This is a genomic window from Luteibacter sp. E-22 (assembly GCF_049913125.1).
In the GTDB taxonomy this organism is placed as follows: domain Bacteria; phylum Pseudomonadota; class Gammaproteobacteria; order Xanthomonadales; family Rhodanobacteraceae; genus Luteibacter.
The window spans coordinates 1533985-1557735 of sequence record NZ_CP183975.1; the positions used below are offsets into that span (position 1 = coordinate 1533985).

Sequence of the window (23751 nt, forward strand, 5' to 3'; positions counted from 1 at the left end):
GATGGTGGCTCATCGACGATCATGCCGGAAAGCGGCAACGCAGCAAGCCCCGGGCGCGTTCACAGGCATGGCTCAGGGATGCAACCCGGCCGCTTCCTGCAGCCGTGCGCCGTCGAGGAGGCGGTCGCTGCCGAAAACGCAGGCGAAGGTCGAGCCCTTGCCTGGCTCGCTCTCGATCGAGAGGCGTGCCTGGTGCAGGTTCAGCACGTGCTTCACGATCGACAGGCCCAGGCCCGTACCGCCCGAGTCGCGCGAGCGGCTGGACGACACGCGATAGAAGCGCTCCGTAAGCCGGGCGATATGGGCGGCGGGGATGCCGAAGCCGGAATCCTGCACCGAGAACCTGGCGCCGCCCTCGTCCTCGGCCCAGCGGATGGCGATGCGTCCGCCGGTGGGCGTGTAGCGCACCGCGTTGCTCACCAGGTTCGAGAAGGCGCTGTGCAGGTCCTTCGGCGAGCCGAGCAGGTCGTATGAGGTGGCGATGTCGAGCGATACCGTGTGCCTGCCCTGGCTCAGGGCCTCGGCTTCCTTGCGGAGGCTGGCCAGCAGGGGAGACATCTGCACGTGTTCGTCCGCCACATGGTCTTGGGTTTCCAGGCGCGAGAGCGTGAGCAGGTCTTCCACGATCTGGCCCATGCGCTTGGACTGCGCGCGCATCTCGTCGAGCACGGGGGCGAGTTCCGGCACGTCTTCCGGGTCGAGCAATTCGAGGTAGCCGTGGATGACGGTCAGCGGCGTACGCAATTCGTGCGAGACATTGGCGACGAAGTCGCGGCGAATCTGTTCCAGCCGGGTGAGGTGGCTGGTGTCTCGCGCCAGGAGTAGCCGCTGGCGGCTGCCGAAAGGCAGCAGGGTGGCGGTCACGTGGCGGTTGGGATGGCCTGGCGAGGTGACGTCGTTCAGCGGCTCCCGCGCACCGTCCGTGAGCCAGTCCGCCAATTCGCTGTTGCGCAGCAGTTCGGCGATCGGCCGGCCCCGGTCGCGCGGGCGCTTCAGGCCGAGCAGTTCCTCCGCCGCATGGTTGAACCAGCGCACGTGTAACGAGTGGTCCAGCAGGACCACCGCGTCGGGCAGTGTTCCAGCCGCGCTGCGCAGGTCGCGCAGGCGGGATGCGATACGGCGGGTGCGGGTCATCAGACGGTCATACTCAGGGGGGCGCGTGGCGGACGATTGCAACATTGGCCCCGGCTTGTGACGGAACAGCGACAGCAGTACGACGATTTCCGCCAGCGCGACCACGGTCACGCCGACAAGCGCGGCGCCCGCAAACGCGCCCACGGCGCCGCCCGCGACGAGCAGGACGGCACACGTGACGGGCAATCGCCAACTGGTAACGAAACGAACGGGCATGCGTCGAGCCGATGACGGTCTGGTGGAACGCACCATAGCGCGGCTGGCCCGCGAAAACCTAGGTATTCGACGAGAACCGGTAGCCCGCGCCACGAACCGTCTGGACCATGTCGTCGAGCTTCCACGGTTCGAGGGTCTTGCGCAGGCGGCGGATGTGCACGTCCACCGTGCGTTCCTCGACGTAGACGCTGCCACCCCACACGTGGTCGAGCAGCTGGGCGCGCGAGTACACCCTTTCCGGGTGGGTCATGAAGAAGAACAGCAGGCGGTATTCGGTCGGGCCGATAGGCACCGCGTCCTCGCCCGCGAACACCCGGTGTGCCGGCCCGTCGATGCGCAGGCCACCCAGTTCGACCACGCCGGAACCGTCGTCGCCCTGGCTGCGGCGGAGCACCGCCTTGATCCGGGCGATCAGCTCGCGGGTGGAAAAAGGCTTGATGACATAGTCGTCGACACCGGCCTCCAGGCCGTTCACGCGGTCCATTTCCTCGCCGCGGGCGGTGAGCATGATGATGGGGATTTCCCGCGAGAGTTCCTCGCGGCGCAGGCGGCGGGCCAGCTCCAGCCCGCTCGTGCCGGGCAGCATCCAGTCGAGCAGGATGAGGTCCGGAACACGCTCGGAAATGGCCATCTGGGCGGCGCGGGCGTCCGCGGCGTGAGCCGCGTCCATACCCGCCTTGCGAAGCGCGAAGGCGACCATGTCGCGAATCGAAGCCTCGTCTTCCACGATAAGGATGCGTTTATGCACGCTGGGACCGCTCGTTGGCTGTGACGGTCATATTGCAGCCGTGCTGTGTTACACGGCAATGACAATCGTAACAATTGGCCTACTGGCTGCGCCCGTCGGGATTGTCGTCGGTGGTGATCCGGCGCTTGCGCAACTCCAGGAGGAGGGGCGTGAGGTCACTGGTCCGGGCCTGGATGCGTGAACGCTGGTAATAGTCCAGGTCGTCGCGCTTGAGCAGGCGGCGCAGCTGTTCCATGGCGTCGAACGGGCGTCCGGACAGGTAGGCGCTGTCGGCATAGGCCTCGGCGGCGCGGATCGTGTCGCCGGAGCGTTCGCTGGCGCGGGCGAAGGTGCGGAAGATCTCCGGGTCGTCGCTGTCGTCGAGCATCGGCCGCAGCATGGCCGATGCCGCGCGGGCGTCGTCGGCACGGCCGCTGTCGGTCAGGGCCCGCGCATAGCCCAGCGTCACGGCGCGGTTGCGCGGCGAGTTATCGTGCAGGGCCTTGTAGATCGCCATGGCGTCGCCGTGGCGACCGGCGTTTTCATAGGCATCGGCCATGGCCAGGCGAAGGATGACGTTGCCGGGCTGGCCGGCCAGCAAGGGCTGGAGCTGGTCTACCGCCTGCGCGCCATGTCCGGTGCGGAGCAGGGCCAGTGCATAGCCGTAGCGGTTGGCGGCGGTGTCGAAATCCTTGCGCTTCAGGTTCGTGGCGTAATAGGAGGAAAGAAGCTGGGCGTCGCCGGAGAGTACCCGCACGCGTTCGCGCATCAACGCGTAGGTATCGCCGGCGCTTTCCGGGGCGGCCTTGCCCGTGGCGTTGACCAGGGTGGTCGGGTCCTTCACGAAGAGGACCGGAGCCGTGCTCTTTTCCCAGGTGGCCCTGTCGAGCGTGGACAGGCGCGGCTTGTTCGCCTGCTTCTCCTCGATCACCCGCGCCCGCGCCTTCGCATCGCTGATGCGCGCCAGTGTCACCGGGTGGGTCTGGAGCAGGGCGGGGAGGGCTTCCTCGCCTTCGCCCACGCGCAAGGTGTCCTGCATGCGGCCGAAGAACTCGGCCATGGCCTCGGGGTCGTAGCCCGCGTTGGCGAGGGTCTGGATGCCGACCCGATCCGCTTCGATCTCGTCCTTGCGAGTGAAGTTGATCTGTCGCTGCATGAGCAGCCCCTGGCCGCCCATGAGTACCGCCGGCGCCGCGTCGCCGGCTCCACCGCCAGCGCCGGCGGCGATGGCGCCCAGCAGGACCAGGGCCATCAGCGGAGCGTTCTTCTTGGAGTCCTCGAAGGCGCGGTAGAGGTGGTTCTGGGTGATGTGGCCGATTTCATGAGCGATGACACCGGCCAGCTCGCTTTCGCTGCTGGTGATGTTGATCAGGCCGGCGTTGACGCCGATGTATCCGCCCGGTGCCGCGAAGGCGTTGATCTGGGTGTCCTTGACGATGAAGAACGAGAAGTGGTCCTTCGGCCGGTCGCTGGAGGCGACCAGACGGTAGCCCAGGTCGTTGATGTACTGGTCGACCAGGGCATCGTCGACGGTCAGGTCGAGCGCGTGCATCTGGCGCAGCATCATCGCACCGTACTCGTCGGCCTCCCGGGGGCTGATCAGGGCGTTGGCCGAACTGCCGAGGTCGGGCAGGCGGACGTTGTCCTGGGCCCCTGCGGCAAAGGTCGCGAGGGCGGTGGCGGCAAGGATGGAGAGGCGGGAAAGGGGCAGGCGCATAGGTCGAACGACGATACCATCACCTAACGATTAGACACCGTCCACGGTCGCGGCGGTGGGATGGTCTTCGACCGCGTCGAGGCGGCGGGGTTCGCCCCGTCCTTGCAAATTCGGCTGCCGGTCGCCATCTTGCGCCCATTCCGGTTCGGAGAATCCCTCCATGTCCAGCCCCGATATCACCATCTATTCCACCGCCGTCTGCCCCTATTGCGTGGCCGCCAAGAACCTGTTGAAAGCCAAGGGCCTTTCCTGGAACGAGGTGCGTATCGATACCGATCCCGCCCAGCGCGACGCGATGCTGGAAAAGAGCGGTGGCCGCCGCACCGTGCCGCAGATCTTCATCAACGGCACTCATGTGGGTGGTTTCGACGACCTCGCCGCCGCCGACCGCAGCGGTCGGTTGGCCGAGATCCTCGGGGCGACGCACTGATGGCCGGCGATCGCGTGGAAGAATTCACCGCGTTCCGGAAGCGGATGAACGAACGCATCCTCTCGGAAGACAACCAGGTGGTGCGCCGGTTCTTCGCCCTGGACACCCAGACGTACCGCGAGGGCGCCCTGGATGTGAAGACCAAGGAAATGCTCGGCCTGGTGGCGTCGATGGTGCTGCGTTGCGACGACTGCATCAGCTACCACGTTGCGCAGTGCAAGGAAGCGGGCGTGAATCGGGACGAGTTCTTCGAGGTGTTCAGCGTTGGCCTGGTCGTTGGCGGTTCCATCGTCATCCCGCACCTGCGCCGCGCGGTCGATTTCCTCGACTCCCTGGAAACCGAGGCGCCGGCGGATGCCGCGGCCTGCGCGGATCACTCCGCCACCTGAACAGGCATGACGGGCGCCCCAAGACGGGCGCCAAACTTGAAGGAAGCAGGCCGGATCGCCGATAATTGGGCGATTTTTCTCCCCGCGCGCGGCAACCGCGCGCCCTGCGTCCGCTTTCCTTCAGGAGTTACCCCCATGAGCAAGACGATTGCCGTGATCCCCGGCGACGGCATCGGCCCCGAGATCATGGACGCGACCATCCGCGTCCTCGACGCCCTGAACTGCGGCCTCGCCTACGATTTCGTGGACGCGGGCGTGGTCGCGCTCGAAAAGCACGGCGACCTGCTGCCGCAGGCCACGCTGGACAAGATCGCCGAGCATAAGGTCGCCCTCAAGGGCCCGCTGACCACGCCGATCGGCGGTGGCTTCACCTCGATCAACGTCACCCTGCGCCGCAAGTTCGATCTCTACGCGAACGTGCGTCCGGCGATCAGCTTCCCGGGCACGAAGGCGCGCTTCGAGAACATCGACATCATCACGGTGCGCGAGAACACCGAGGGCGCCTACCTCGCCGAGGGCCAGACCCAGACCGGCGAAGGTGACAACGAAGTCGCCATCTCGATGATCCGCAACACCCGCCCCGGCATGCAGCGCATCTGCAAGTACGCTTTCGAGATGGCCCGCCAGAAGGGCCGCAAGAAGGTCACGGCCGTGCACAAGGCCAACATCATGAAGACCTCGTCTGGCCTGTTCCTGACGGTAGCGCGTGAGGTGGCGAAGGATTACCCGGACATCGAGTTCAACGAGATGATCGTGGACAACGCCTGCATGCAGCTGGTGATGAATCCGTACCAGTTCGACGTGATCGTCACCACGAACCTGTTCGGCGACATCCTTTCCGACCTCTGCGCCGGTCTCGTCGGCGGTCTCGGCCTCGCACCGGGCGCCAACATCGGCAAGGACGCGGCGATCTTCGAAGCCGTGCACGGTTCGGCACCGGACATCGCCGGCCAGAAGAAGGCCAACCCCTGCGCCCTGTTGCTCGCAGCAGCTGACATGCTCGATCACCTCGACATGGTCGCCAAGGCCACCCGCCTGCGCAGCGCCATTCGCGACGTGATGGAAGCCCGCGACCGCACCACGCCGGACGTCGGCGGCACCGGCACCACGGACACCTTCGGCGACGCCATCGTCGAACGCATCCACGCCACGGCGTAATCGCCCGGCAAGGTGACATCAAGAGCCCCGCGCATGCGGGGCTTTTTTGTTCTCCTGGTGGGAGCCAATCCTCTTCTGGTGGGAGCCGATCTTGCCCTGCCTGGTGGGAGCCGACTTGTCGGCGATCCCGCGGCGGCGGGCCGGTTCTTCGTGCTTCATTCGGCTCGGCTTCGCCCTCGCGTTCGTTGTGTGGCTCGCGGGAGAGCTGCCGGGCGTCCCCCTCGGCGCGCCAGGCGGCGCCGGCCCTTGGGAAAGGATGCCGCTGCGCGGCCGTGTCCGATGGCTTGCGCCCCTTCGGGCTCGGACGGTCGGGCGGGGGTTTTCGATTCGGCCTCCTGCCTCAGCGAAAACGATCGGCCGTCCAGGCCGATCCCCTGCGGGCCTTGTCCGCCCGGCCGTCCTCGGCGCCTCATGGCGCGCCGAGGGGGACGCCCGGCAGCTCGATCGACACTGCGGTGGGTTGAGGGGAAAGAGCGAAGGTTGTCGCACGCCGGACGCCGCACACCGCGACACCGCGACACCGCAAAGCACCGCCCCCTGTTTGACCGCCACATCCTGGTGGGAGCCGACTCTGTCGGCGATCCCGCGGCAGCGGGCCAGTTCGAGGCAAGCACCCATCGCCGACAGAGTCGGCTCCCACCAGGGCGACGGGTGCCTATCCGGATGGCGAGCGTTGCTCTTCGTGCACGACACCTCAGTGTGGATAGAGCCGTCGGTGGCCACCCTCGTCGCGACTTGTGGAACCGAGGAGCGCCGGGCGAAAAGGCCCGTCAGGGGGCCGGCCTGGACGGCCGGCCGTTTTCGCTGAGGCAGGAGCCGAATCGGAAACCCCGCCCGGCGCGACGGGCGCGACGGGGCGCAAGCCATCAGGCATGGCCGCGCAGCGGCCTCCTTTCCCGAGCGACGGTGTAACCGGAGCGACGAGGGTGGCCGCCGACGGCGCCGCCCCACACCCCCCAACGCAACGGCGAAGCTGGTGCTGGTGTGCCGTTACCGCTGACCGGAGCGGCACACGTCCGCCTGGGCCGGATAGCGCTCGACGCACCACGCCACCCATTTGCGCGTGCTCTGCTTACGCTGGCTGGGCAGCAGGTGGCCGTTCTGGGGGCCCATGGTGAAACCGGTGAGTTCCGTCAGCACGGCCTCGAGGCCGTCATGCACGTACCACGGTTTGTACTGGCGTTCCGCACGTCCACCCGAGCGGTGTATCCAGATCGACTGTTCCGGCAAGCGGCGATCGTCGCCGAGGTGCGCGACGATGTAGGGGACTCCGGCCCTGCCGAGCCGTAACAACTGATTGAAGGCGCGGTCTTCGCTCGACGCGTCTTTCGTCGTGTCGTCGACCAAGCGGGCGACACGGGGCGCGAGATCTTCCACCGGTCCCGGCACGGCATCTTCCGCCGAGGCGATGGATGCCGCGACGAACACCACCAGTGCGAGGGCGAAGGACTTCATGGCATCAGGCGTTGCCGCGGAAGAAGGGGTAGGGCGCCAGGAAGATCAGCCAGATCATCAGCACGATGCCGATGTACTTCACCACGCGGAACAGTTTCGGATTGGCTTTCTTGAACTTGCGCGTGCGCTCGCGGCCGCGCTGGTTGAGCGCGAACATGCGGTTGACGAAGCCGACCTGTTCCTTGCCGTCGTCGCTGTTGGGCGAGGCCGTGATCGAACCCATGAAGGCGCCGACGCGCTTGTTGATCGCGGTCATGAGGCCGCTCTTCAGCGGGCGCTCCACGTCGGCGAAGAGGATGACGCGGGTCTGGTCGGTGCGATTCTCCGCCCAGTGCACGTAGGTTTCGTCGAAGACCACGTCCTTGCCATCGCGCCATGCGTGCATTTCGCCATCGACGAAGATGCGGCAGTCGTCGGAGTTCGGCGTGATGAGGCCGAGGTGGTAGCGCAGCGAGCCGGCGAACGGATCGCGGTGCGGGTTGAGCTTGCTGCCCGGCGGAAGCAGGGCGAACATCGCCGCCTTCACGCTCGGGATGGAATTCAGCAGTTTCACCGTTTCCGGGCACAGCGCCTCGGCCGAGGCCAACGGTTCGCCATACCATTTCAGGTAGAAGCGCTTCCAGCCCTGCTTGAAGAAGGAATTGAACGAGGCGTCGTTGTGCTTTTCCGCCGAGCGGATGAAGCCCTCGTCGAACAGGTGCATGGCTTCCTGGCGGATCGTCTGCCAGTTGGTCTGCAGCAGGTCGAGTTGGGGGAAGCCACGGCGATCGAGGATCGGCCGTGCGGGCACGGCGGAGAAGGCGTACATCAAGAGGTTGTAAGGCGCGAAGATCGCCGAGTGATCCACCAGCTGGCGGTCGAAACGCAGGCGCGAGCGGCCGCGCAGGTGCACCAGCAGCACGCAGAGCGTGAACAGGATCAGCACGTACAGGACGATGAAGCGGGGCCCGAGGAAATTCATGGGTTGGACTCGAGGGGGACGGGCGATACATACGGCCCCGAAGGGCCCGTATCAACGCCGGTAGGATACTCCGGGCTCAGTGTCCGAGCACGTGGGCCGCGCCACCGCCCGGTCGCCAGGCGCGTTGGAAGGCCTTGTCCAGCCAGGTGACGGCGATGCGAACGGCCGCGTGCGGCGATTTGCCCTTGGCCAGCTCGGCGGCCACCGCGGAGGCCAGGGTACAGCCGCTGCCATGGCCTTCGAAAGGCAGGCGCGGGTGGCGGATCTCGATCATGCCGCCGGCATCGTAGTAACGGTCGACGATCTCGTGTCCCTTGGCGTGGCCGCCCTTGAGCAAGACGCCTCGTGCGCCCAAGGTGAGCAGGTCGGCGCCCGCAGCGTCGATGTCGCGTCCGAGCGGGCGTCCGAGCAGGGCTTCGGCTTCGGGCAGGTTGGGCGTGAGCACGTCGGCCAGCGGGATCAACCGACCGATCAGCGCGTCGAGCGCATCTTCATCGAGCAGGCGGGCGCCGCTGGTGGCCAGCATCACCGGATCGACCACTAGCCACGCCGGTTTGCGCCGGCGCATTTCCGATGCCACGAGACGGGTCATCGCGGCGCTGCCGAGCATCCCCGTCTTGACCGCCGCGATGGGGAAGTCGTCGAAGACGGCGTCGAGCTGGCTGCGGACGTGGGCGAGCGGGAGCGTGTGGACGGCGCTCACTCCACGCGTGTTCTGCGAGGTGACGGCGGTGATGGCGGTAAGGCCATGGGTGCCGCGTGCGTGGAACGTTTTCAGGTCCGCCTGGATGCCGGCACCGCCGCCGGAATCGGAGCCGGCGATGGTGAGAGTATTGGGTCTGGAGGTTTTCATGGGCGGAGAAAAAGGCGCGGGCGGGATGCCCGCGCCCCTGGGTTCCCTACAGCGCCTCGGACGCGAAGTCGGCCAGCCTCGAACGTTCGCCACGCTTCAGCGTGATGTGTCCCGAATGCGCCCACATCTTGAAACGATCCACGGCGTAGGTGAGGCCGGACGTCGTCTCGGTGAGGTAAGGCGTATCGATCTGCTCCACGTTGCCCAGGCACACGATCTTGGTGCCCGGGCCGGCGCGGGTGATCAGGGTCTTCATCTGCTTCGGCGTGAGGTTCTGCGCCTCGTCGATGATGAGGTAGCGGCTGAGGAAGGTGCGGCCGCGCATGAAGTTGAGCGAGCGTATCTTCACGCGGGAGGCGAGCAGGTCGTTGGTGGCCTGCCGGCCCCACGAACCGCCTTCCTCCGGATTGGCGAGCACTTCCAGGTTGTCCGTCAGCGCCCCCATCCACGGTGTCATCTTCTCTTCCTCCGTACCGGGCAGGAAGCCGATGTCCTCGCCGACCGAGACCGTGGCGCGCGTCATGATGATCTCGCGGTAACGCTGCTGGTCCATCACCTGGGCGAGTCCCGCGGCAAGGGCGAGCAGCGTCTTGCCCGTGCCTGCGGTACCGAGCAGGGTGACGAAGTCGACGTCCGGGTCCATCAGCAGGTTGAGTGCGAAGTTCTGCTCGCGATTGCGCGCGGCGATCCCCCATACGCCATGCGCGGCGTGGGTATGGTCGTCGAGCAACACGAGCCGGGCCTTGCGCGCATCCTCGTCGCCGGATAGTTCGAGCACGCGCAGCTCGACGTCGTTCTCGCCGGGCATGTACAGGCACTGGTTCGGGTACCAGAGTTCGTCGTCGCGGACACTCACTTCGTAGAAGGTGCGCCCGCGTTCGTTCCAGGACCGCAGTTCGGGGTGACGCTCCCAGAAATCCTCCGGCAGTTGGTCGGAACCGGTGAAGAGCAGGGCGAAATCGTCGAGGGCACGATCGTTCTCGTAGTCTTCGGCGGTGATGCCGTAGATCGAGGCCTTGATGCGGAGGTTGATGTCCTTGGTGACGAGGATCACCGGACGGTCGGGATACTGGTCGCGAAGGTCGACGACCGACGCGAGGATCTGGTTGTCGGCCTTGCCGTTGCCGTGGCTCGCGCGCTGCTGGAAGAACAGCCTTCCCACCGCACCGCGCTTGAGCTTGATGCCTTGCGGATTGATCAGCTCCAGGCCGTCGCGAAGGCCCTGGCCACCGCCGCCTCGCTCGATCAGCTCGTTGAGGAAGCGGCTTACCTGGCGGCCGTTGCGCGATACTTCGGAGCCGCCTTTCTTCTTGTCGTCCAGTTCCTCCAGCACCGTCATCGGTATGAAGACATCGTGTTCCTCGAAGCGGAACAACGACGTCGGGTCGTGCAGCAGCACGTTGGTGTCGAGGGCGTAGATGCGCTTGCTTCCGGTCATGCGGAAGTGACCTCATGCAGAGGTTGCGAGAACCGGCCGCACGGCGACGGCCGGGGGGAGGTGCCGCATGACGCGGTATTCGTCACGCGGTGGGAACACTCTCGAACACGGCTTGCGCGTGGCCGGGAACCTTGACCCCGCGCCATTCCGTGTGGATCTTGCCGTCTGGATCGATGAGGAAGGTGCTGCGTACGACACCCATGTGGCGCTTGCCGTAGAGCACCTTTTCGTGGATGACGTCGAAGGCCTGGCACCAGGCTTCGTCGGCGTCGGAAACGAGCGGGAAGGGCAATTGATGCTTCGTGGCGAAATTCGCGTGCGAGCGCACCGAATCGCGGGAGACGCCGATCACTTCGACATTCAGGGCCTTGAACCGGGCGTAGAGATCGCGGAAATCCTTCGCTTCGTTCGTGCAACCGGGCGTGTTGTCCTTCGGATAGAAGAACACCACCACCCACTGTCCCTTGAGAGAAGAAAGGAGCAGCGTCGAACCATCGCCGAGCGTGCCTTCGAGTTTGGGGAGCTTCTTGCCCTTGGAGATCATGCGTACGTCTGCTGCTCCTTCCGGTTCAGAATTTCACGGGGTCCATGATGGCGTCGAGGTTGAGGCCATCGCACAGTTCGAGGAAATCGTCGCGCAAGGCGGCGATGTGCGTTTCCGAGGGAATGCCGATCGTGATCTGCGCCTGGAACATCTCGGCGCCGGTCTGCATCGCCTGATAACGCATGGACGAGAGTTGTTCCACGCTGATGTCGCGCCGCGAGAAGAACTCGATGATCTTCACGAGGATGCCCGGCCGGTCGGCGGCGATCACCTCGACCAGGTAGGGCAGCAGGTGGGCGGTGGGTTCGCGCGGCGTGGTGCGGTAGTGGACGATAGGCAGTTCCTCGTCGCGGGCCAGCTTGCCCAGCGAGGTCTCCAGCTTGGCCACGGCGTCCCAGGCGCCGCTGGCCAGCAGCATGACGGAGGTATCGTTGCCGATCGTCGACACGCGGGCGTCGGCGAGGTTGCAGCCGGAATCGGCGATGCGCTTGGCCAGGGCCAGGATCGGCGCGCGATGCGCCGGCGACAGCGTCGAGATGAGGAGCTGGTTGTCCGTGGTGGCGCTGCGTACTGCGGAACGATTCAAGGCGGGAACTACCTATGGCGCGTCCCGCGGGGCGCGGAACCAACGCTTTGGGGCCAGCTTACTTGGCCGCGTCGCACGCTAGCAAGACACGGAGCGTCCACGGGCCGGAAAGCCGCCGAATGGACTCGCCGGAAACGCCCCGGTAACATGCGAACGGTTGATTACACAACGGGTTTCACCTTGGACATCTCCGGAAGCATCACCGCGTTGGCGACGCCCTTCGCCGCGGACGGTTCCCTCGACCTGGACGCGTTCGGCCGGCTGCTCGACCAGCAGCTCGCCGGCGGCACGCAGGCGGTGGTCGTGGCCGGCTCCACGGGCGAATCGCATTTCCTCGAGCACGACGAATACGAGCGCCTGCTCGCGTTCGCGGTGAAGCACGTGGATAAACGCGTTCCGGTCATCGCCGGTACCGGCGAAGCGGGTACGGCGAAGACCATCGCCACTACGCGGCGCGCCAAGGCGCTGGGCGCCGATGCCGCCCTGGTGGTGGCGCCCTTCTACGTGCGGCCCACGCAGGAAGGCCTGCGCCGGCATTTCCTCGCCGTGGCCGACCAGGGTGGCCTGCCCGTGATCCTCTACAACGTGCCTCCGCGCACGGGCTGCGACATCGCCCCCGAGACCGTGGCGGTGCTGCGCGACCATCCCGGCATCGTTGGCATCAAGGAGGCGCGCGGCGATGCCGGGCGTATCCAGTCGCTCGCGGAACTTATCCGCGCCGATTTCGTCTACCTCAGCGGCGACGACGGCTCGGCTCACGAGGCCATGCTGGCGGGCGCCGCGGGAACGATCTCCGTCGTGGCCAATCTCGTGCCGGAAGCCTTCCGCGCCCTGTGCGATGCCGCCCGTTCGGGCGATATCGCCCGGACCGCGAGGGAAACGGCACGGCTGGCCCCGCTGATCGAGGCCTTGAATTGCGCGCCGAATCCGATCCCGGTGAAGGCCGGGCTGGCGGCCCTGGGGCTCGGTTCTGCCGCCCCGCGGCTGCCGCTGGTCGAATTGGAATCCGGTCCGGCATTGGCGAAGCTGCGCGAAACGCTCGCCGCTCTGGCACCATTGGCGTCTGCCGCCTGAAGCAACCTTCTCAACGGAACCCTAAGTTCATGAAGAAAACCTCGTACGCGCTGGTCGTCCCGGCACTGCTCCTGTCCGTCCTGGTCGTCTCCGGTTGCGGCGCGTTCCGCTCCACGAAGGATTGGGAAAGGGCGCAGCAGGAAGCCCCGCTGGAAATTCCGCCGGGCCTGGATACGCCGTCCACCAGCGCCGCCCTGGTCATTCCTGACGTTGGCTCGGGCGCTCCCGGTGCCGCCGCGGACCAGGGTGCCGCACCGGTGTCGGATGGTTTCATCCTCACGGACGATCCGGATGCCGCCTACCGCCGTATCGGTGAACTGATCAGCGTGGGCGATCTCGGCACCGTGCTTTCGCATGACGATACGGCACGCTCGTACCAGATCGCCGCGAGCCGCGGCAAGCCGGAAAACCGCCCGGGCCTGTTCCGCCGCATGTTCGGTGGCGGCAAGAACGCCGACCAGGATGCCAAGGACGCGCCGGCCTCGGCCAAGAGCGCCAACCGCACGGTCGTGCTGGCGGTCACCCCGAGCGGTACCGGCAGCGAAGTCCGTGCCCAGGGCGATGCCGATGGCGTCCGTCGCGTGATCGACGCGCTGAAGTCGCGGATGGGTAGCAAGTAAGCCTTTCGGCTCTCCCGTGTGAACGCCGCCTCCGGGCGGCGTTTTTTTTGGAAGGCCCTGGTGGGAGCCTTCCGTCCCGAACGACAGTGCGACCGGAGCGGCGAGGGTGCCGTTGCCGGATCGGTGCCTCGTGTTCCTACGACCGATGCCATATGGTCCCGGCCGCATATCGGCGACAGACTGACTTCGGCGGAATGCACGTCGTGGGACATGTGTAACGTCCGTCACGATGACCTGGCATCAGAACATGCCTAAACCAAGGAGGGAGTCATGGAAGACGCGAATGGACAGCCATCGTCCCGGTTGAGCGAGATTGAAAGGGTGGTGGAACAGCTGGTCGAACGGGTCAACGCCATCGCCCAGGCGTATGCAACGGAAGCGGCCCGATCCGTCAGTACGAACTGGATCCCCATCCCGTGGATTCCGGTAACCCCGGGGCCCCCGCCCCCGCCCCCGCCCCCGCCTACTTCCGCACCGACGCCACCTCCAGGGCCGTTGCCGACGCCGCGACCACCGGCGACAGCGAGGTATTGCCCCGCGTGCGGTACCGTGGTGCAGGCAGGATGGGTTTACTGCGGATACTGCGGCACCAAGTTGTAGTTGTAGCAACGGGCCGGGTTGGCGCCTCCTCGGGGGCGCCTTCCTCGAAAAGGAGTTCGACGCATGGACGTGATGACCCTGCGCGCACGGCGCGTGCTTTGCTGCTTGCTGCTTGTCTTCCTGGCCGCGTGTGTCTCGGCACCGCCACGCCTTCCCTCGCCACAGCCTCCATCGGCCGCGACCTTCGTGTCGCGAGGTGCTGTCGCGCCGCAGAACACGAACGATGAGGAAGGACGGAACATGGCCTTGCTGTTCCAAGGTCTCTACGCCCTGACTCCAGTCGATTGCGGCGGCGGCCGTCCTGCATTCCACTGCTCGGGCGTGCTCTTGCGCGGTGGCCAGTATTCCACGGCTTTCGGCGTGTGGAACCCCAACCCGAATAGTCCGAAGGTGGGTGGGGTGTCGTTCTCGTGGCTGCGCCAGGATGCCAAGTTCGGCAAGCTCGCGTATGGCTACGATGCCGGTTTCCTGTTCGTGCCGAAGGATTACCAGGGAACCTTTCCCTACTATCCGATCGAGGTGCTTTGCGCGTATCCGATCGATGCGGATTCCGACGCGCGAAGCGGCTTCGGTTGCGGTGCCAACGCCCGTCATCCGACGACGAGCGGACCGTGCCAGGCCCAGGGCATCGCCACGACCGCCGCCTGGCTGAGCCATTACCGGCTCGTCACCGACTATCCGAATTCGCATCAGTGCGGATTCACGACGAAGACGGGCACTCCCGGTGCCTCGACAGTGTTCGCCTTGCTCCCGTCGGCGATGAGTGGGCTGGGGGCGCTTTCGTTCCAGACGCAGAACGAACTGATCGTCGCCGAATGGCCGCAGAACATCGTCGGGACCATTCCACTTGCCGCCTTTTTCTACGCCGGCGGCGGTACGGGACTGCCGTCCGCACAAGGCATGCAGAGGGACTTCATCCGGGCGGGCGGCCCCTGGCGGCCGATCCTTCGCATGACCTTGCCCGCCACTGCCAGCGCACATGCCGCGTTCGAGTACGTGTCAGGGGAACAGGCGGTGCCTTGAGGATCGAGATGCCATGCCGCGTCGCGCTGAACGCCGCCGCACGAACCATCATGGAAGGGGAAGATCATGAAGCGGTACGGACACTGGACATGGCTAGGCGTGATGCTGGTGCTGCTGGGAGGCTGTACCGACGTGCCGACGCAGGATGCGCGGACGTCGACGGGCACGTGGCAGGCACACGTGCCGAGCGTGGTGCAAGGAGCGCACGATGGCGAGGGGGCGACCGTAGCGGCGCATTTGCGGGACCGCTACGACGATGCCGTGGTGGATTGTCGGATGAATGCCAGCGATCCCAACCCTCTGCCGGCAGTCCTTTGTTCGGGCGTTCTGCTGCGGGCCACGAAGCGTGGCGCGGGCTTCTCCGCCTGGAACCCCAATCCGAACAATCCACAACCTAACGGCGTGTCGTTTTCGTGGCTACGCAAGGACAACGCTTTTTCGGAGTTGGCCTTCGGTTACTCCAACGGTTTCGTCATCCTGCCGCATTTCTTCGCGGACAGTCCGGGCGATGGTTATACGCAACTCACGGTACTTTGCGCCTTCGCTTTCGATGGTGGAACCGACGCGCGCCGTTCAGCCGAGAACGATGGCTGTGGCGCGGTTCCGAATGTTGCCAACACGGGGCCTTGCCAGGCTCAGGGCGTGACGACGAGTCAGGCCTGGCTAGCCAAATTCAGCGTAGTCGCCAGTCGTTACTGGAACCAGTGCGGTTTCACCATGAAGCCGCGCACGCCGGACGCCTACCTGCACTTCGCGCAGTTGGCCCATATCCGCAATGCCTTGGCCAGCGAGGCCATCGGCATGCAGAACGAAGTCAAGGTCGGGACTTGGGCACAGAACGACCCGCATATACCGCTGGAGGCGTTTTTTTATATCAAGGGAAACGCCGGCGGATTGGCGGAGGCAAAGCAGAACCAGGCCGACTTCGTCTCTGCCGTCGGTCGCTGGGTGCCCGTCATCGGCATGACCCTTCCGGCGGGCCTGAACGCGCCCGCATCATTCACGTACTCGGTGGCAGACCAGGCTGTACCCTAAAAGTCGAAGGGCCCCACCGGGCCCTTTCGTCATGTGGTTATCAGCGCTTGAGCTCGGCCAGCTTGCCGGGCTTGTTCTCCCAGTCTTTCGCGTCGGGGAGGCCGTCCTTGCGCTCGGTGATCACCGGCCATTCCTTCGATAGCTCGGCATTGAGCGCGACGAAGCCCTCTTGCCCCGCGGGGACGTCGTCCTCGGGATAGATGGCGTTGATCGGGCATTCCGGCTCGCAAAGGGTGCAGTCGATGCACTCGTCCGGATTGATCACGAGGAAGTTCGGGCCTTCGTGGAAGGCGTCGACGGGACACACCTCGACGCAGTCCGTGTACTTGCACTTGATGCAGTTGTCGGTGACGACAAAGGTCATGCGAACGGTTCGGCGCCGGAAGGAAAGTGGCGCTCCCTACGAGGTTCGAACTCGTGTTCCCGCCTTGAGAGGGCGGTGTCCTGGACCACTAGACGAAGGGAGCGGGTCGTACCGGGGGTACGAAGCGCGCTAGTATATCCAAATTCCGGCGTCCGGCAACGACTTTATGGCCGCTCGTCGAACCGGGTCGAATTCGTTACATTGGGCCCATTCATCCCGACACCGCCCGCCGGTGGGGGCAGCTACTTGAACGGGCGCCGGAGCGCTCGCCAGGACCTCGATCGCTTGAATTCTGAAACCAGGAGTGACGTTTCGCCGGTACTGCGCATCATTCCGCGCGACCAGCACTCCATTTCCCGCAAGAACATCAGCAAGGCCGCGCTGCGCGTGCTGTATCGCCTGCACGATGCCGGTTTTGCCGCGTACCTCGTCGGCGGCGCCGTCCGCGACCTGCTGCTGGGCGGGCACCCGAAGGACTTCGACGTCGCCACCAACGCCACGCCGGAAGAGGTGAAGGGGCTGTTCCGCAACTGCCGCCTGATCGGCCGGCGCTTCCGGCTGGCCCACGTGGTGTTCGGGCCGGAGATCATCGAGGTGGCGACCTTCCGCGGCACGGGGGAAGAGGGTGGTGAAGGCGACCGTCACATCGTCGATGGACGGATCGTTCGCGACAATATCTGGGGCTCGATCGAGGAAGACGCGGTCCGCCGCGATTTCCGGGTCAACGCCCTTTACTACGACATCGCCGATTTCAGCGTGCGCGACTACGTCGGCGGCATGCGCGACCTCGAAGACCGCTCGATGCGCCTCATCGGCGATCCGGAGCAACGCTACCGCGAGGACCCGGTGCGCATGCTGCGTGCGGCGCGGCTGGCCGCCAAGCTCGATTTCAACATCGATCCCGCGGCGTCCGCGCCGTTCGCGACCCTGGGCAACCTGCTGGGCGAAGCCGCCCCGGCGCGGCTGTTCGACGAGTCGCTGAAGCTGTTCCTCGCCGGCCACGGCTTGAAGAGCTTCAAGATGCTCGAGGCCTGCGGTTTGTTGAAGTTCCTGTTCCCGGCCACCGCGCGTGCTCTGGAACGCGGCGATCACGCGCTTCGCGCACTCGTGGAACAAGGCCTCGCCAATACCGATGCGCGCATCGCCGAGGGCAAGTCGGTTACCCCCGCCTTCCTGTACGCGGTGCTGCTGTGGGGCGAAGTGCGCGACCAGGCCAATGGCTGGATCGCCCAGGGCTACGACGCCAACGAGGCATGGCAGCGCGCCGCCGTGCACGTCGTCGGCGAGCAGTGCCAGCGTGTGGCGATCCCGCGCCGATTTACCTTCACGATGGAGGAGATCTGGGCGTTGCAGCCGCGCTTCGAACAGATCCACCGCAAGCGCGTGTTCCGCCTGATGTCGCATCCAAGGTTCCGCGCCGCCTTCGATTTCCTGCTGCTGCGCGCGCATGAATCGACGGGCATGCGTGAACTCGGCGAGTGGTGGGCCCACGCCCAGCAGTTGCCGCCGGAAATGCTTGCGGCCGCCCTGGGCGGCGGTGGCGTTCCGTCCCATGAGGCGACGGCGGCCTCCACGGTACCCGCCCGCAAGCGTCGCCGCAGGCGCAAGCCGGTGGGACGCGGCAAGGGCGATTCGGGCGGGGCGTGAGCGTTCGCGCCTCGATCGGCCTGGGCGGCAACCTGGGCGATGTCCGGCAGCGGCTCGAAGCGGCCATCGCACGGCTCGCCGGCGAGCCAGGCCTCGCACTTGCCGGCCGCTCCCGGTTCTACCGGACGCCGCCGTGGGGGCCGGTCCCCCAACCCGACTTCGTCAACGCGGCCATCGCGGTGGATACCACGTTGTCGCCGCACGCCTTGCTGGATGTCCTGCTGGAGACCGAGCGGGCGTTCGGCCGCGTGCGCGACGGTGAGCGCTGGGGGCCACGGACGCTGGATCTCGACCTGCTGCTCTATGGGGACATGGTGCTCGACGACGACCGGCTGAGCCTGCCGCATCCACGGATCGCCGAACGCGCTTTCGTCCTGCTGCCTCTGGCCGACCTCGGCCCCGCACAGATCGTGCCCGGGCATGGTCGCGTGGGGGACCTGCTTCGGGCCATCGACACGAAGGATTGCCTGGCCCTTCCCTAGGTCCTGGCGCGGAGAGTAGGATCGACGACGCCAGGACAGGCATCCCGTGGAGCGTTTATGGACGAACGTGACGGCAAGACGATCTTCGTGCAGATCCCTGCGTACAGGGACCCCGAATTGATCCCCACCCTCATCGATATGATCGACCGGGCTCGTCGCCCCGGTCGCGTACATGTGACCGTGTGTTGGCAGCACGACGAGAGCGAGCGCAGCGATGTGTTCGCGGAAGCGGGCTTCATCGTCCAGACCGGCGTGTTCGAGGGACGTCTGCGACACCGGTTGAGCCGCGGTGGAACCGTGGTCGACGTACTCGACTATTCGATGAACGAATCGCGCGGTTGCGGCTGGGCGAGGGCGATGGCGCAACGGGGCTTCGATGGCGAGGACTACACCTTGCAACTGGATTCCCACCATCGTTTCGCCCGCGACTGGGACAGCCAGCTCATCGACCTGCTGGAGAGCGTCCGTTCCACGCGGCGCCCGCATCCCGTGCTGGTGGCCCATCCACCCGCCTACGTACCGGGCGAGCCCGTCGCCGAACCATGCAACGAGGGCTACAAGATCGACTTCGTGGGCTTCGGCGGACTCGGCGTGATACGTACGATGTCGACCCGCATCGATTCCCCCGCGGGAAAAATGGGCCCCGTTCCGGCGCGCTTTTTCAGTGGTGGCTTCGCGTTCACCGATGGCAGCTTCGTGCGCGATGTCCCTGCCGACCCCGACCATTATTTCAATACCGAGGAGATCACGCTGGCGGTCCGCGCGTATACGCACGGCTACGACTTGTTTCATCCGCACCGACACGTGGTGTGGCATTACTACGAAAGGACGGACGCGCCCAAGGTATGGGACGACCAGCGCATGGCGTTGCAGCGGGGCGAGACCGCGCTGGACGGGGCCGCCCTGGGCAAGCGCTCGATGAAAGCGGCCGAAGCCGCTTTCGGCATGCACGGGATGCCGGCCGTGCCGCCGCCGGCCTGGCTGGGTGGGCGGCGCAGCCTCGCGGACTACGAACGCTATGCGGGTATTTCCTTTGCCCTTGGCAAGGCCACCCCGGAGGCCCTGGCGGGGGTGGAGCCCTCGGAGACGGACCTGCACCTCGACGAGGCGGCATGGCGGGCGCGTCTGCACCCCGCGCCCATGGTTCCTTGAGATACCGCTCACGTAGGCGGACAATTCCGCTTTCACCCAACAAGGCGACAAGAGCGTGTACGTGGAAAAAACGAGCGCACCGGCACGCAAGCCGGTGACCGTGCCGGGCCTGAAGGCGATGAAAGCCGAAGGCCGGAAGATCGTGATGCTCACCGCCTACGACGCGAGTTTCGCCGCGCAACTGGAGTCCGCCGGGGTCGACGTGGCCCTGGTCGGCGATTCGCTGGGCATGGTGGTGCAGGGGCGGTCGAGTACCTTGCCCGTCACGGTCGACGAGATGGTCTATCACACCGCCGCGGTCGCGCGCGGGCTGTCGTCGACCCTCCTGGTCGCCGACCTGCCGTTCATGAGCGATCGCGATGTTCCCTCGGCGATGGAGGCCGCGACGCGGCTGGTCGCGCAGGGCGGCGCGGCCATGGTCAAGATCGAGGGCGCGGGACGCATCTGCGAGGTGATCGCCGCGCTGGCCGAGCGTGACATCCCGGTGTGCGCGCACCTTGGCCTCACCCCCCAATCGGTGAACAAGTTCGGTGGCTACAAGGTCCAGGGCAAGACCCAGGACGCCGCCGATAAGCTGCTGGCCGATGCCAGGGCCGTGGAGGCCGCGGGTGCCGACCTGCTCGTGCTGGAATGCGTGCCCGCCGCCGTGGCGGCGCGGATCACCGCCGGGCTCTCGATTCCCACCATCGGAATCGGCGCGGGCGTGGACTGCGACGGCCAGGTGCTGGTGGTGTACGACATGCTCGGCCTCACGCCGGGCAAGCGGCCCCGCTTTTCCAAGGATTTCCTCGCGGGACGCGATTCCATCCAGGGCGCTATCGGCGCCTACGTCGAGGATGTGCGCGAGAAGCGTTTCCCCGGCGTCGAGCACAGCTTCACCTGAGGGCACCACCATGCAGACCGTCACCGATGCGGCGGCCATTCGCGCCGCGATCCGCGGCTGGCGCGCCGCCGGCCAGAACGTCGGCTTCGTGCCGACCATGGGCAACCTGCACGCGGGCCACCACTCGCTGCTGAAGCTCGCCAGGGCTCGTGCCGACCGGGTCGTCGCCAGCGTGTTCGTCAACCCAACGCAGTTCGGCCCCGGCGAGGATTTCGAGCGCTATCCGCGCACGCTGGCCCAGGATCAGGCCGGGTTGGCGGAAGCCGGCTGCGATATCCTGTTCGCCCCCGAAGTGAGCACCATGTATCCCTTCGGTCCCGCTGCGAGCGTGAGCATCCACGTGCCGGTCATCACCGACACGCTGGAAGGCGCCCACCGCCCGGGCCACTTCGATGGCGTGGCGACCGTGGTCGCCAAGCTGTTCAGCCTGGTCCAGCCGGATATCGCGGTGTTCGGCCAGAAGGATTTCCAGCAGCTGAAGGTGATCGAGCGGATGGTCGCCGACCTCTCCCTTTCGGTGAAGGTGATGTCCGCGCCGACCCTGCGCGACGACGACGGGCTGGCCATGAGTTCGCGCAACCAGTACCTGTCCCCCCAGGAACGGGCGAGGGCGCCGCAGATCCATGCCACGCTCGTGCAGATGCGTGAGCTTTTCCGCCAGGGTCATGCCTGGCAGGCGCTGGAGCAGGCGGCGAAGGCACGCCTGGAGCGGGCGGGCTTCGTGCCCGACTACGTGGCCATCCGCCGCGCCGAGGACCTGGCCGAGCCCGGCCCCGACGAGCGGGAAGGCCTGGTGGCGCTGGTCGCCGCCCGGCTCGGCGCCACCCGCTTGATCGACAACCTGCCTTTCGACTGAATCCTTTCACAAACGGGGACTTGCGTTTCCGCGCCCGCTCCCCCATAAAGCGCACCGACAGAGGAAGCCCTCACGACGGACGGGCAACCCTCCGTTAGAATGGGCGTTTTTGTAATCGACGAACCCCAGAGACCGCCATGCACCTCAACATGCTCAAGTGCAAGATCCACCGGGCCACGGTGACTCACGCCGAGCTGAACTACGAAGGTTCCATCGCCATCGATGGCAACCTGCTCGATGCCGCCGGCATCCGCGAGTACGAGCAGATCCACGCGTGGAACATCAACAACGGTGAGCGCTTCGTTACCTACGCGCTGCGTGCGGAAGAGGGCTCGGGCATCATCTCGGTGAACGGAAGCGCCGCGCGCCGTGTGTCCACGGGCGACCTGGTGATCATCGCCGCCTTCGTCGGACTTTCCGAGGCGGAAATGGCCAAGTACCAGCCGGATCTCGTCTATGTCGATGCGAACAACCGCATAACGCACACGAACCATTCGATTCCGAAGCAGGCCGCCTGAGGCCAGCTTGCCATCGCCGGCATAGCCGGCTCCCACCAGGTCACTCACGGTTACCCCTGTGGGAGCCGGCTATGCCGGCGATCCTCTTTGCCCGCGCAACATCCATACAATCCACTTACGCTGCACTGCGGTAACATCACCGCTTCCCCCCTCCGTTGCAGCCAAGTGGAAGCCATGGAATCAAAGCACGCACCGTTGCCCTCGTTCGAGGAGCACGCCTCCCGTCTCGCCAAGACCACCCTCCGCGATCTCGTCCAGGACGAAGCCCGTGGTGAGCGCCTGCGCCGTCGCATGGGCCCGATCCTCCTCGATGTGTCGCGGCAGAAGCTCGACATCGCCGCGCTCGACGCCGTAGGCGGGTACATCGAGGGCACCGGCTGGAAAGCCGCCCGCGATGCCATGTTCGCCGGCAAGCACATCAATACCTCCGAAGACCGCGCCGTCCTGCACACCGCCCTGCGCGGTGGTGCGTCGCGCCATCCGATGGCTCCGGCCGAGGTCCGCAAGGACGTCGCCGACGCGCTCGACAAGATGGAGTTGCTGGTCAACGCCGTGCACAAGGGCGAGGGTGAATCGGTCGGCCTGATCGGCCGCGTCACCGACGTGGTGAACATCGGCATCGGCGGCTCGGACCTGGGTCCGCGGCTGGCCGTGCATGCGCTGGAGCAGTTCCACGTCAAGGGCATCACCAGCCACTTCCTTACCAACGTGGACGGCCAGGCCGCCTACGACCTGATGAAGAAGCTCGATCCGGCGTACACGCTGGTGATCCTGGTTTCCAAGAGCTTCAACACGCAGGAAACGTTGCTCAACGGCGGCGTCTTCCGCAACTGGATACTGAAGGCCAACGGCGGCGACGAGGCGAAGACCTCCAAGCATTTCATCGCCGTGAGTTCCAACGACGAAGCCGTGCACAAGTGGGGCGCCTCGCAAGTGCTGCCCATGTGGGACTACGTCGGCGGCCGCTTCTCCCTGTGGTCGGCCGTGGGTGCCTCGATCGCATTCGCCATCGGCATGAAGGGCTTTCGCGAATTGCTCGCCGGGGCCGCCGAGGCTGACGACCATTTCCTCACGGCGGAGTGGAAGGACAACCTTCCGGTCCTGCTGACCATCGCCGAATTCTGGAACCGCAACATTCTCGGCCGCAGCAGCCGGGCGGTGGTTCCGTACGTCGACTCGCTGGCCGATCTGCCGTCCTACCTGCAGCAGTTGGAGATGGAAAGCCTCGGCAAGCATGTGCATCCGGATGACGGCAGCGAAGTGCGCCAGTCGACCGTGCCGGTGGTCTGGGGCAGCATCGGAACGAACGCGCAGCATGCGTACTTCCAGGCCTTGCACCAGGGCACGGACACGGTGCCGCTGGAGTTCATCGGCCTGGTGAAGCCGGCGCACCCGCTGCGCGAGAACCACGACGTACTGCTGTCCAACCTGCTCGCGCAGGCGGCCGCGCTGTCGCTGGGCAAGACCTTCGACGAGGCTTTGGCCGAGGCGAAAACCGGAACCGAGGAAGAGCGCCGCGTGCTGGCCGCGCAGCGTACGTTCAAGGGTGACCGCCCGAGCACCGTGTTCATGCTCGATTCGCTCACCCCGCATTCGCTGGGCGCGCTGATCGCGCTGTATGAGCACAAGGTGTTCCTGCTGGGCCACCTGTGGGGCATCAACGCGTTCGACCAGTGGGGCGTGGAACTGGGCAAGGTCATCGCCAAGCAGATCTATCCGTCGCTGAGCAACGACAAGGACGCAGGCAGCCTGGCCCAGTTCGACGGTGCCACGCGTGCGCTGATCGCCGCGATCCGCAGCCGGCGGTAAGCGAAGAGCATCGCCGACAGGGTCGGCTCCCACCGGAGCTGGCTCCCACCAGGGTCGGAGGCTATGCCCGGGCTCGGTGG

Annotated in this window: 25 protein-coding genes and 1 tRNA gene; 15 read left to right on the forward strand and 11 right to left on the reverse strand. The window is 66.1% G+C overall.

What is annotated here, in order from left to right; translation table 11 throughout:
• Nucleotides 1–72 precede the first annotated feature (72 nt).
• From phoR to ACN9M2_RS06745, 3 genes are all read right to left on the reverse strand, one after another.
• Nucleotides 73–1350 carry a phosphate regulon sensor histidine kinase PhoR gene (gene phoR / locus ACN9M2_RS06735; protein WP_426287348.1) on the reverse strand — a complete coding sequence of 426 codons (1278 nt, stop codon included), beginning with the start codon at nt 1348–1350 and terminating at the stop codon, nt 73–75.
• A gap of 58 nt (nt 1351–1408) precedes the next feature.
• A complete protein-coding gene (gene phoB, locus ACN9M2_RS06740; protein ID WP_166698972.1) occupies nt 1409–2098 on the reverse strand; it encodes a phosphate regulon transcriptional regulator PhoB in 690 nt (229 codons plus the stop codon).
• A gap of 79 nt (nt 2099–2177) precedes the next feature.
• Nucleotides 2178–3794: a M48 family metalloprotease gene (locus ACN9M2_RS06745; RefSeq protein ID WP_426287349.1), complete on the reverse strand. Its 1617-nt coding sequence runs from the start codon at nt 3792–3794 to the stop codon at nt 2178–2180.
• A gap of 160 nt (nt 3795–3954) precedes the next feature.
• On the opposite strand from ACN9M2_RS06745, the gene grxC reads away from it, so the two are divergent.
• The 3 genes from grxC to ACN9M2_RS06760 all read left to right on the forward strand — a co-directional run bounded on the left by grxC (nt 3955) and on the right by ACN9M2_RS06760 (nt 5771).
• Nucleotides 3955–4224, forward strand: coding sequence for a glutaredoxin 3 (gene grxC / locus ACN9M2_RS06750; RefSeq protein WP_426287350.1), 270 nt, complete (start codon nt 3955–3957; stop codon nt 4222–4224).
• Nucleotides 4224–4613 carry a carboxymuconolactone decarboxylase family protein gene (locus tag ACN9M2_RS06755; RefSeq protein ID WP_426287351.1) on the forward strand — a complete coding sequence of 130 codons (390 nt, stop codon included), beginning with the start codon at nt 4224–4226 and terminating at the stop codon, nt 4611–4613. The genes grxC and ACN9M2_RS06755 overlap by 1 nt, the downstream gene beginning before the upstream one ends.
• Before the next feature lie 135 nt (nt 4614–4748).
• Nucleotides 4749–5771 (forward strand): isocitrate dehydrogenase, encoded by a 1023-nt coding sequence (locus tag ACN9M2_RS06760; RefSeq protein WP_426287352.1) that lies wholly within the window; start codon nt 4749–4751, stop codon nt 5769–5771.
• A gap of 990 nt (nt 5772–6761) precedes the next feature.
• Here ACN9M2_RS06760 and ACN9M2_RS06765 read toward each other — a convergent pair.
• From ACN9M2_RS06765 to ACN9M2_RS06790, 6 genes are all read right to left on the reverse strand, one after another.
• Nucleotides 6762–7226 carry a hypothetical protein gene (locus ACN9M2_RS06765; protein ID WP_426287353.1) on the reverse strand — a complete coding sequence of 155 codons (465 nt, stop codon included), beginning with the start codon at nt 7224–7226 and terminating at the stop codon, nt 6762–6764.
• A gap of 4 nt (nt 7227–7230) precedes the next feature.
• Nucleotides 7231–8187, reverse strand: a complete 957-nt coding sequence (locus tag ACN9M2_RS06770) for an aspartyl/asparaginyl beta-hydroxylase domain-containing protein (protein WP_426287354.1) — start codon at nt 8185–8187, stop codon at nt 7231–7233.
• A 76-nt stretch (nt 8188–8263) separates the two neighbouring features.
• Complete coding sequence (gene thiD, locus ACN9M2_RS06775) at nt 8264–9040, reverse strand: bifunctional hydroxymethylpyrimidine kinase/phosphomethylpyrimidine kinase (protein ID WP_426287355.1); 777 nt, start codon at nt 9038–9040, stop codon at nt 8264–8266.
• A 46-nt stretch (nt 9041–9086) separates the two neighbouring features.
• Entirely contained in the window at nt 9087–10478 is a 1392-nt protein-coding gene (locus ACN9M2_RS06780; RefSeq protein WP_426287356.1) for a PhoH family protein, read from the reverse strand.
• Nucleotides 10479–10560: 82 nt separating this feature from the next.
• Nucleotides 10561–11022 (reverse strand): peroxiredoxin, encoded by a 462-nt coding sequence (locus tag ACN9M2_RS06785; protein ID WP_426287357.1) that lies wholly within the window; start codon nt 11020–11022, stop codon nt 10561–10563.
• A gap of 25 nt (nt 11023–11047) precedes the next feature.
• Complete coding sequence (locus tag ACN9M2_RS06790; protein ID WP_306847788.1) at nt 11048–11608, reverse strand: glycine cleavage system protein R; 561 nt, start codon at nt 11606–11608, stop codon at nt 11048–11050.
• 180 nt (nt 11609–11788) lie between these two features.
• Between ACN9M2_RS06790 and dapA the strand changes: the two genes are divergently transcribed.
• The 5 genes from dapA to ACN9M2_RS06815 all read left to right on the forward strand — a co-directional run bounded on the left by dapA (nt 11789) and on the right by ACN9M2_RS06815 (nt 15960).
• The gene (gene dapA, locus ACN9M2_RS06795; protein WP_426287880.1) at nt 11789–12682 is read left to right on the forward strand and encodes a 4-hydroxy-tetrahydrodipicolinate synthase; all 894 of its coding nucleotides are present in this window, start codon (nt 11789–11791) and stop codon (nt 12680–12682) included.
• Between the two features lie 29 nt (nt 12683–12711).
• A complete protein-coding gene (locus tag ACN9M2_RS06800; protein ID WP_426287358.1) occupies nt 12712–13302 on the forward strand; it encodes a hypothetical protein in 591 nt (196 codons plus the stop codon).
• Nucleotides 13303–13572: 270 nt separating this feature from the next.
• A complete protein-coding gene (locus tag ACN9M2_RS06805) occupies nt 13573–13902 on the forward strand; it encodes a zinc ribbon domain-containing protein (protein ID WP_426287359.1) in 330 nt (109 codons plus the stop codon).
• Between the two features lie 63 nt (nt 13903–13965).
• Complete coding sequence (locus ACN9M2_RS06810) at nt 13966–14925, forward strand: hypothetical protein (RefSeq protein ID WP_426287360.1); 960 nt, start codon at nt 13966–13968, stop codon at nt 14923–14925.
• A 66-nt stretch (nt 14926–14991) separates the two neighbouring features.
• Complete coding sequence (locus ACN9M2_RS06815; RefSeq protein WP_426287361.1) at nt 14992–15960, forward strand: hypothetical protein; 969 nt, start codon at nt 14992–14994, stop codon at nt 15958–15960.
• Between the two features lie 40 nt (nt 15961–16000).
• On the opposite strand, the gene fdxA is transcribed toward ACN9M2_RS06815, so the two are convergent.
• Both fdxA and ACN9M2_RS06825 read right to left on the reverse strand, forming a co-directional pair.
• Complete coding sequence (fdxA, locus tag ACN9M2_RS06820) at nt 16001–16324, reverse strand: ferredoxin FdxA (protein WP_426287362.1); 324 nt, start codon at nt 16322–16324, stop codon at nt 16001–16003.
• Between the two features lie 27 nt (nt 16325–16351).
• Nucleotides 16352–16427 (reverse strand) — tRNA-Glu (locus ACN9M2_RS06825).
• A gap of 182 nt (nt 16428–16609) precedes the next feature.
• Here ACN9M2_RS06825 and pcnB point away from each other — a divergent pair.
• From pcnB to pgi, 7 genes are all read left to right on the forward strand, one after another.
• On the forward strand, nt 16610–17971 hold the full coding sequence (gene pcnB / locus ACN9M2_RS06830; RefSeq protein WP_426287363.1) for a polynucleotide adenylyltransferase PcnB: 1362 nt from the start codon (nt 16610–16612) through the stop codon (nt 17969–17971).
• Nucleotides 17968–18453, forward strand: coding sequence for a 2-amino-4-hydroxy-6-hydroxymethyldihydropteridine diphosphokinase (gene folK / locus ACN9M2_RS06835; RefSeq protein ID WP_426287364.1), 486 nt, complete (start codon nt 17968–17970; stop codon nt 18451–18453). The genes pcnB and folK overlap by 4 nt, the downstream gene beginning before the upstream one ends.
• Nucleotides 18454–18510: 57 nt before the next feature.
• Entirely contained in the window at nt 18511–19605 is a 1095-nt protein-coding gene (locus ACN9M2_RS06840; protein WP_426287365.1) for a GlcNAc-transferase family protein, read from the forward strand.
• A 118-nt stretch (nt 19606–19723) separates the two neighbouring features.
• Nucleotides 19724–20488, forward strand: coding sequence for a 3-methyl-2-oxobutanoate hydroxymethyltransferase (gene panB, locus ACN9M2_RS06845; RefSeq protein ID WP_426287881.1), 765 nt, complete (start codon nt 19724–19726; stop codon nt 20486–20488).
• Between the two features lie 10 nt (nt 20489–20498).
• Nucleotides 20499–21344 carry a pantoate--beta-alanine ligase gene (gene panC, locus ACN9M2_RS06850; protein WP_371024685.1) on the forward strand — a complete coding sequence of 282 codons (846 nt, stop codon included), beginning with the start codon at nt 20499–20501 and terminating at the stop codon, nt 21342–21344.
• 137 nt (nt 21345–21481) lie between these two features.
• The gene (gene panD / locus ACN9M2_RS06855) at nt 21482–21862 is read left to right on the forward strand and encodes an aspartate 1-decarboxylase (protein WP_426287366.1); all 381 of its coding nucleotides are present in this window, start codon (nt 21482–21484) and stop codon (nt 21860–21862) included.
• A gap of 174 nt (nt 21863–22036) precedes the next feature.
• Nucleotides 22037–23671 (forward strand): glucose-6-phosphate isomerase, encoded by a 1635-nt coding sequence (pgi, locus tag ACN9M2_RS06860; protein WP_426287367.1) that lies wholly within the window; start codon nt 22037–22039, stop codon nt 23669–23671.
• Nucleotides 23672–23751: the final 80 nt, after the last annotated feature.

Coding starts and splice junctions, on each gene's coding strand:
- phoR (WP_426287348.1), bottom strand. CDS start 1,350: ATGCCCGTTCGTTTCGTTACCAGTTGGCGATTGCCCGTCACGTGTGCC.
- ACN9M2_RS06745 (WP_426287349.1), bottom strand. CDS start 3,794: ATGCGCCTGCCCCTTTCCCGCCTCTCCATCCTTGCCGCCACCGCCCTC.
- grxC (WP_426287350.1), top strand. CDS start 3,955: ATGTCCAGCCCCGATATCACCATCTATTCCACCGCCGTCTGCCCCTAT.
- ACN9M2_RS06755 (WP_426287351.1), top strand. CDS start 4,224: ATGGCCGGCGATCGCGTGGAAGAATTCACCGCGTTCCGGAAGCGGATG.
- ACN9M2_RS06760 (WP_426287352.1), top strand. CDS start 4,749: ATGAGCAAGACGATTGCCGTGATCCCCGGCGACGGCATCGGCCCCGAG.
- ACN9M2_RS06765 (WP_426287353.1), bottom strand. CDS start 7,226: ATGAAGTCCTTCGCCCTCGCACTGGTGGTGTTCGTCGCGGCATCCATC.
- ACN9M2_RS06770 (WP_426287354.1), bottom strand. CDS start 8,187: ATGAATTTCCTCGGGCCCCGCTTCATCGTCCTGTACGTGCTGATCCTG.
- thiD (WP_426287355.1), bottom strand. CDS start 9,040: ATGAAAACCTCCAGACCCAATACTCTCACCATCGCCGGCTCCGATTCC.
- ACN9M2_RS06780 (WP_426287356.1), bottom strand. CDS start 10,478: ATGACCGGAAGCAAGCGCATCTACGCCCTCGACACCAACGTGCTGCTG.
- ACN9M2_RS06785 (WP_426287357.1), bottom strand. CDS start 11,022: ATGATCTCCAAGGGCAAGAAGCTCCCCAAACTCGAAGGCACGCTCGGC.
- ACN9M2_RS06800 (WP_426287358.1), top strand. CDS start 12,712: ATGAAGAAAACCTCGTACGCGCTGGTCGTCCCGGCACTGCTCCTGTCC.
- ACN9M2_RS06805 (WP_426287359.1), top strand. CDS start 13,573: ATGGAAGACGCGAATGGACAGCCATCGTCCCGGTTGAGCGAGATTGAA.
- ACN9M2_RS06810 (WP_426287360.1), top strand. CDS start 13,966: ATGGACGTGATGACCCTGCGCGCACGGCGCGTGCTTTGCTGCTTGCTG.
- ACN9M2_RS06815 (WP_426287361.1), top strand. CDS start 14,992: ATGAAGCGGTACGGACACTGGACATGGCTAGGCGTGATGCTGGTGCTG.
- fdxA (WP_426287362.1), bottom strand. CDS start 16,324: ATGACCTTTGTCGTCACCGACAACTGCATCAAGTGCAAGTACACGGAC.
- ACN9M2_RS06840 (WP_426287365.1), top strand. CDS start 18,511: ATGGACGAACGTGACGGCAAGACGATCTTCGTGCAGATCCCTGCGTAC.
- panB (WP_426287881.1), top strand. CDS start 19,724: ATGAAAGCCGAAGGCCGGAAGATCGTGATGCTCACCGCCTACGACGCG.
- panC (WP_371024685.1), top strand. CDS start 20,499: ATGCAGACCGTCACCGATGCGGCGGCCATTCGCGCCGCGATCCGCGGC.
- panD (WP_426287366.1), top strand. CDS start 21,482: ATGCACCTCAACATGCTCAAGTGCAAGATCCACCGGGCCACGGTGACT.
- pgi (WP_426287367.1), top strand. CDS start 22,037: ATGGAATCAAAGCACGCACCGTTGCCCTCGTTCGAGGAGCACGCCTCC.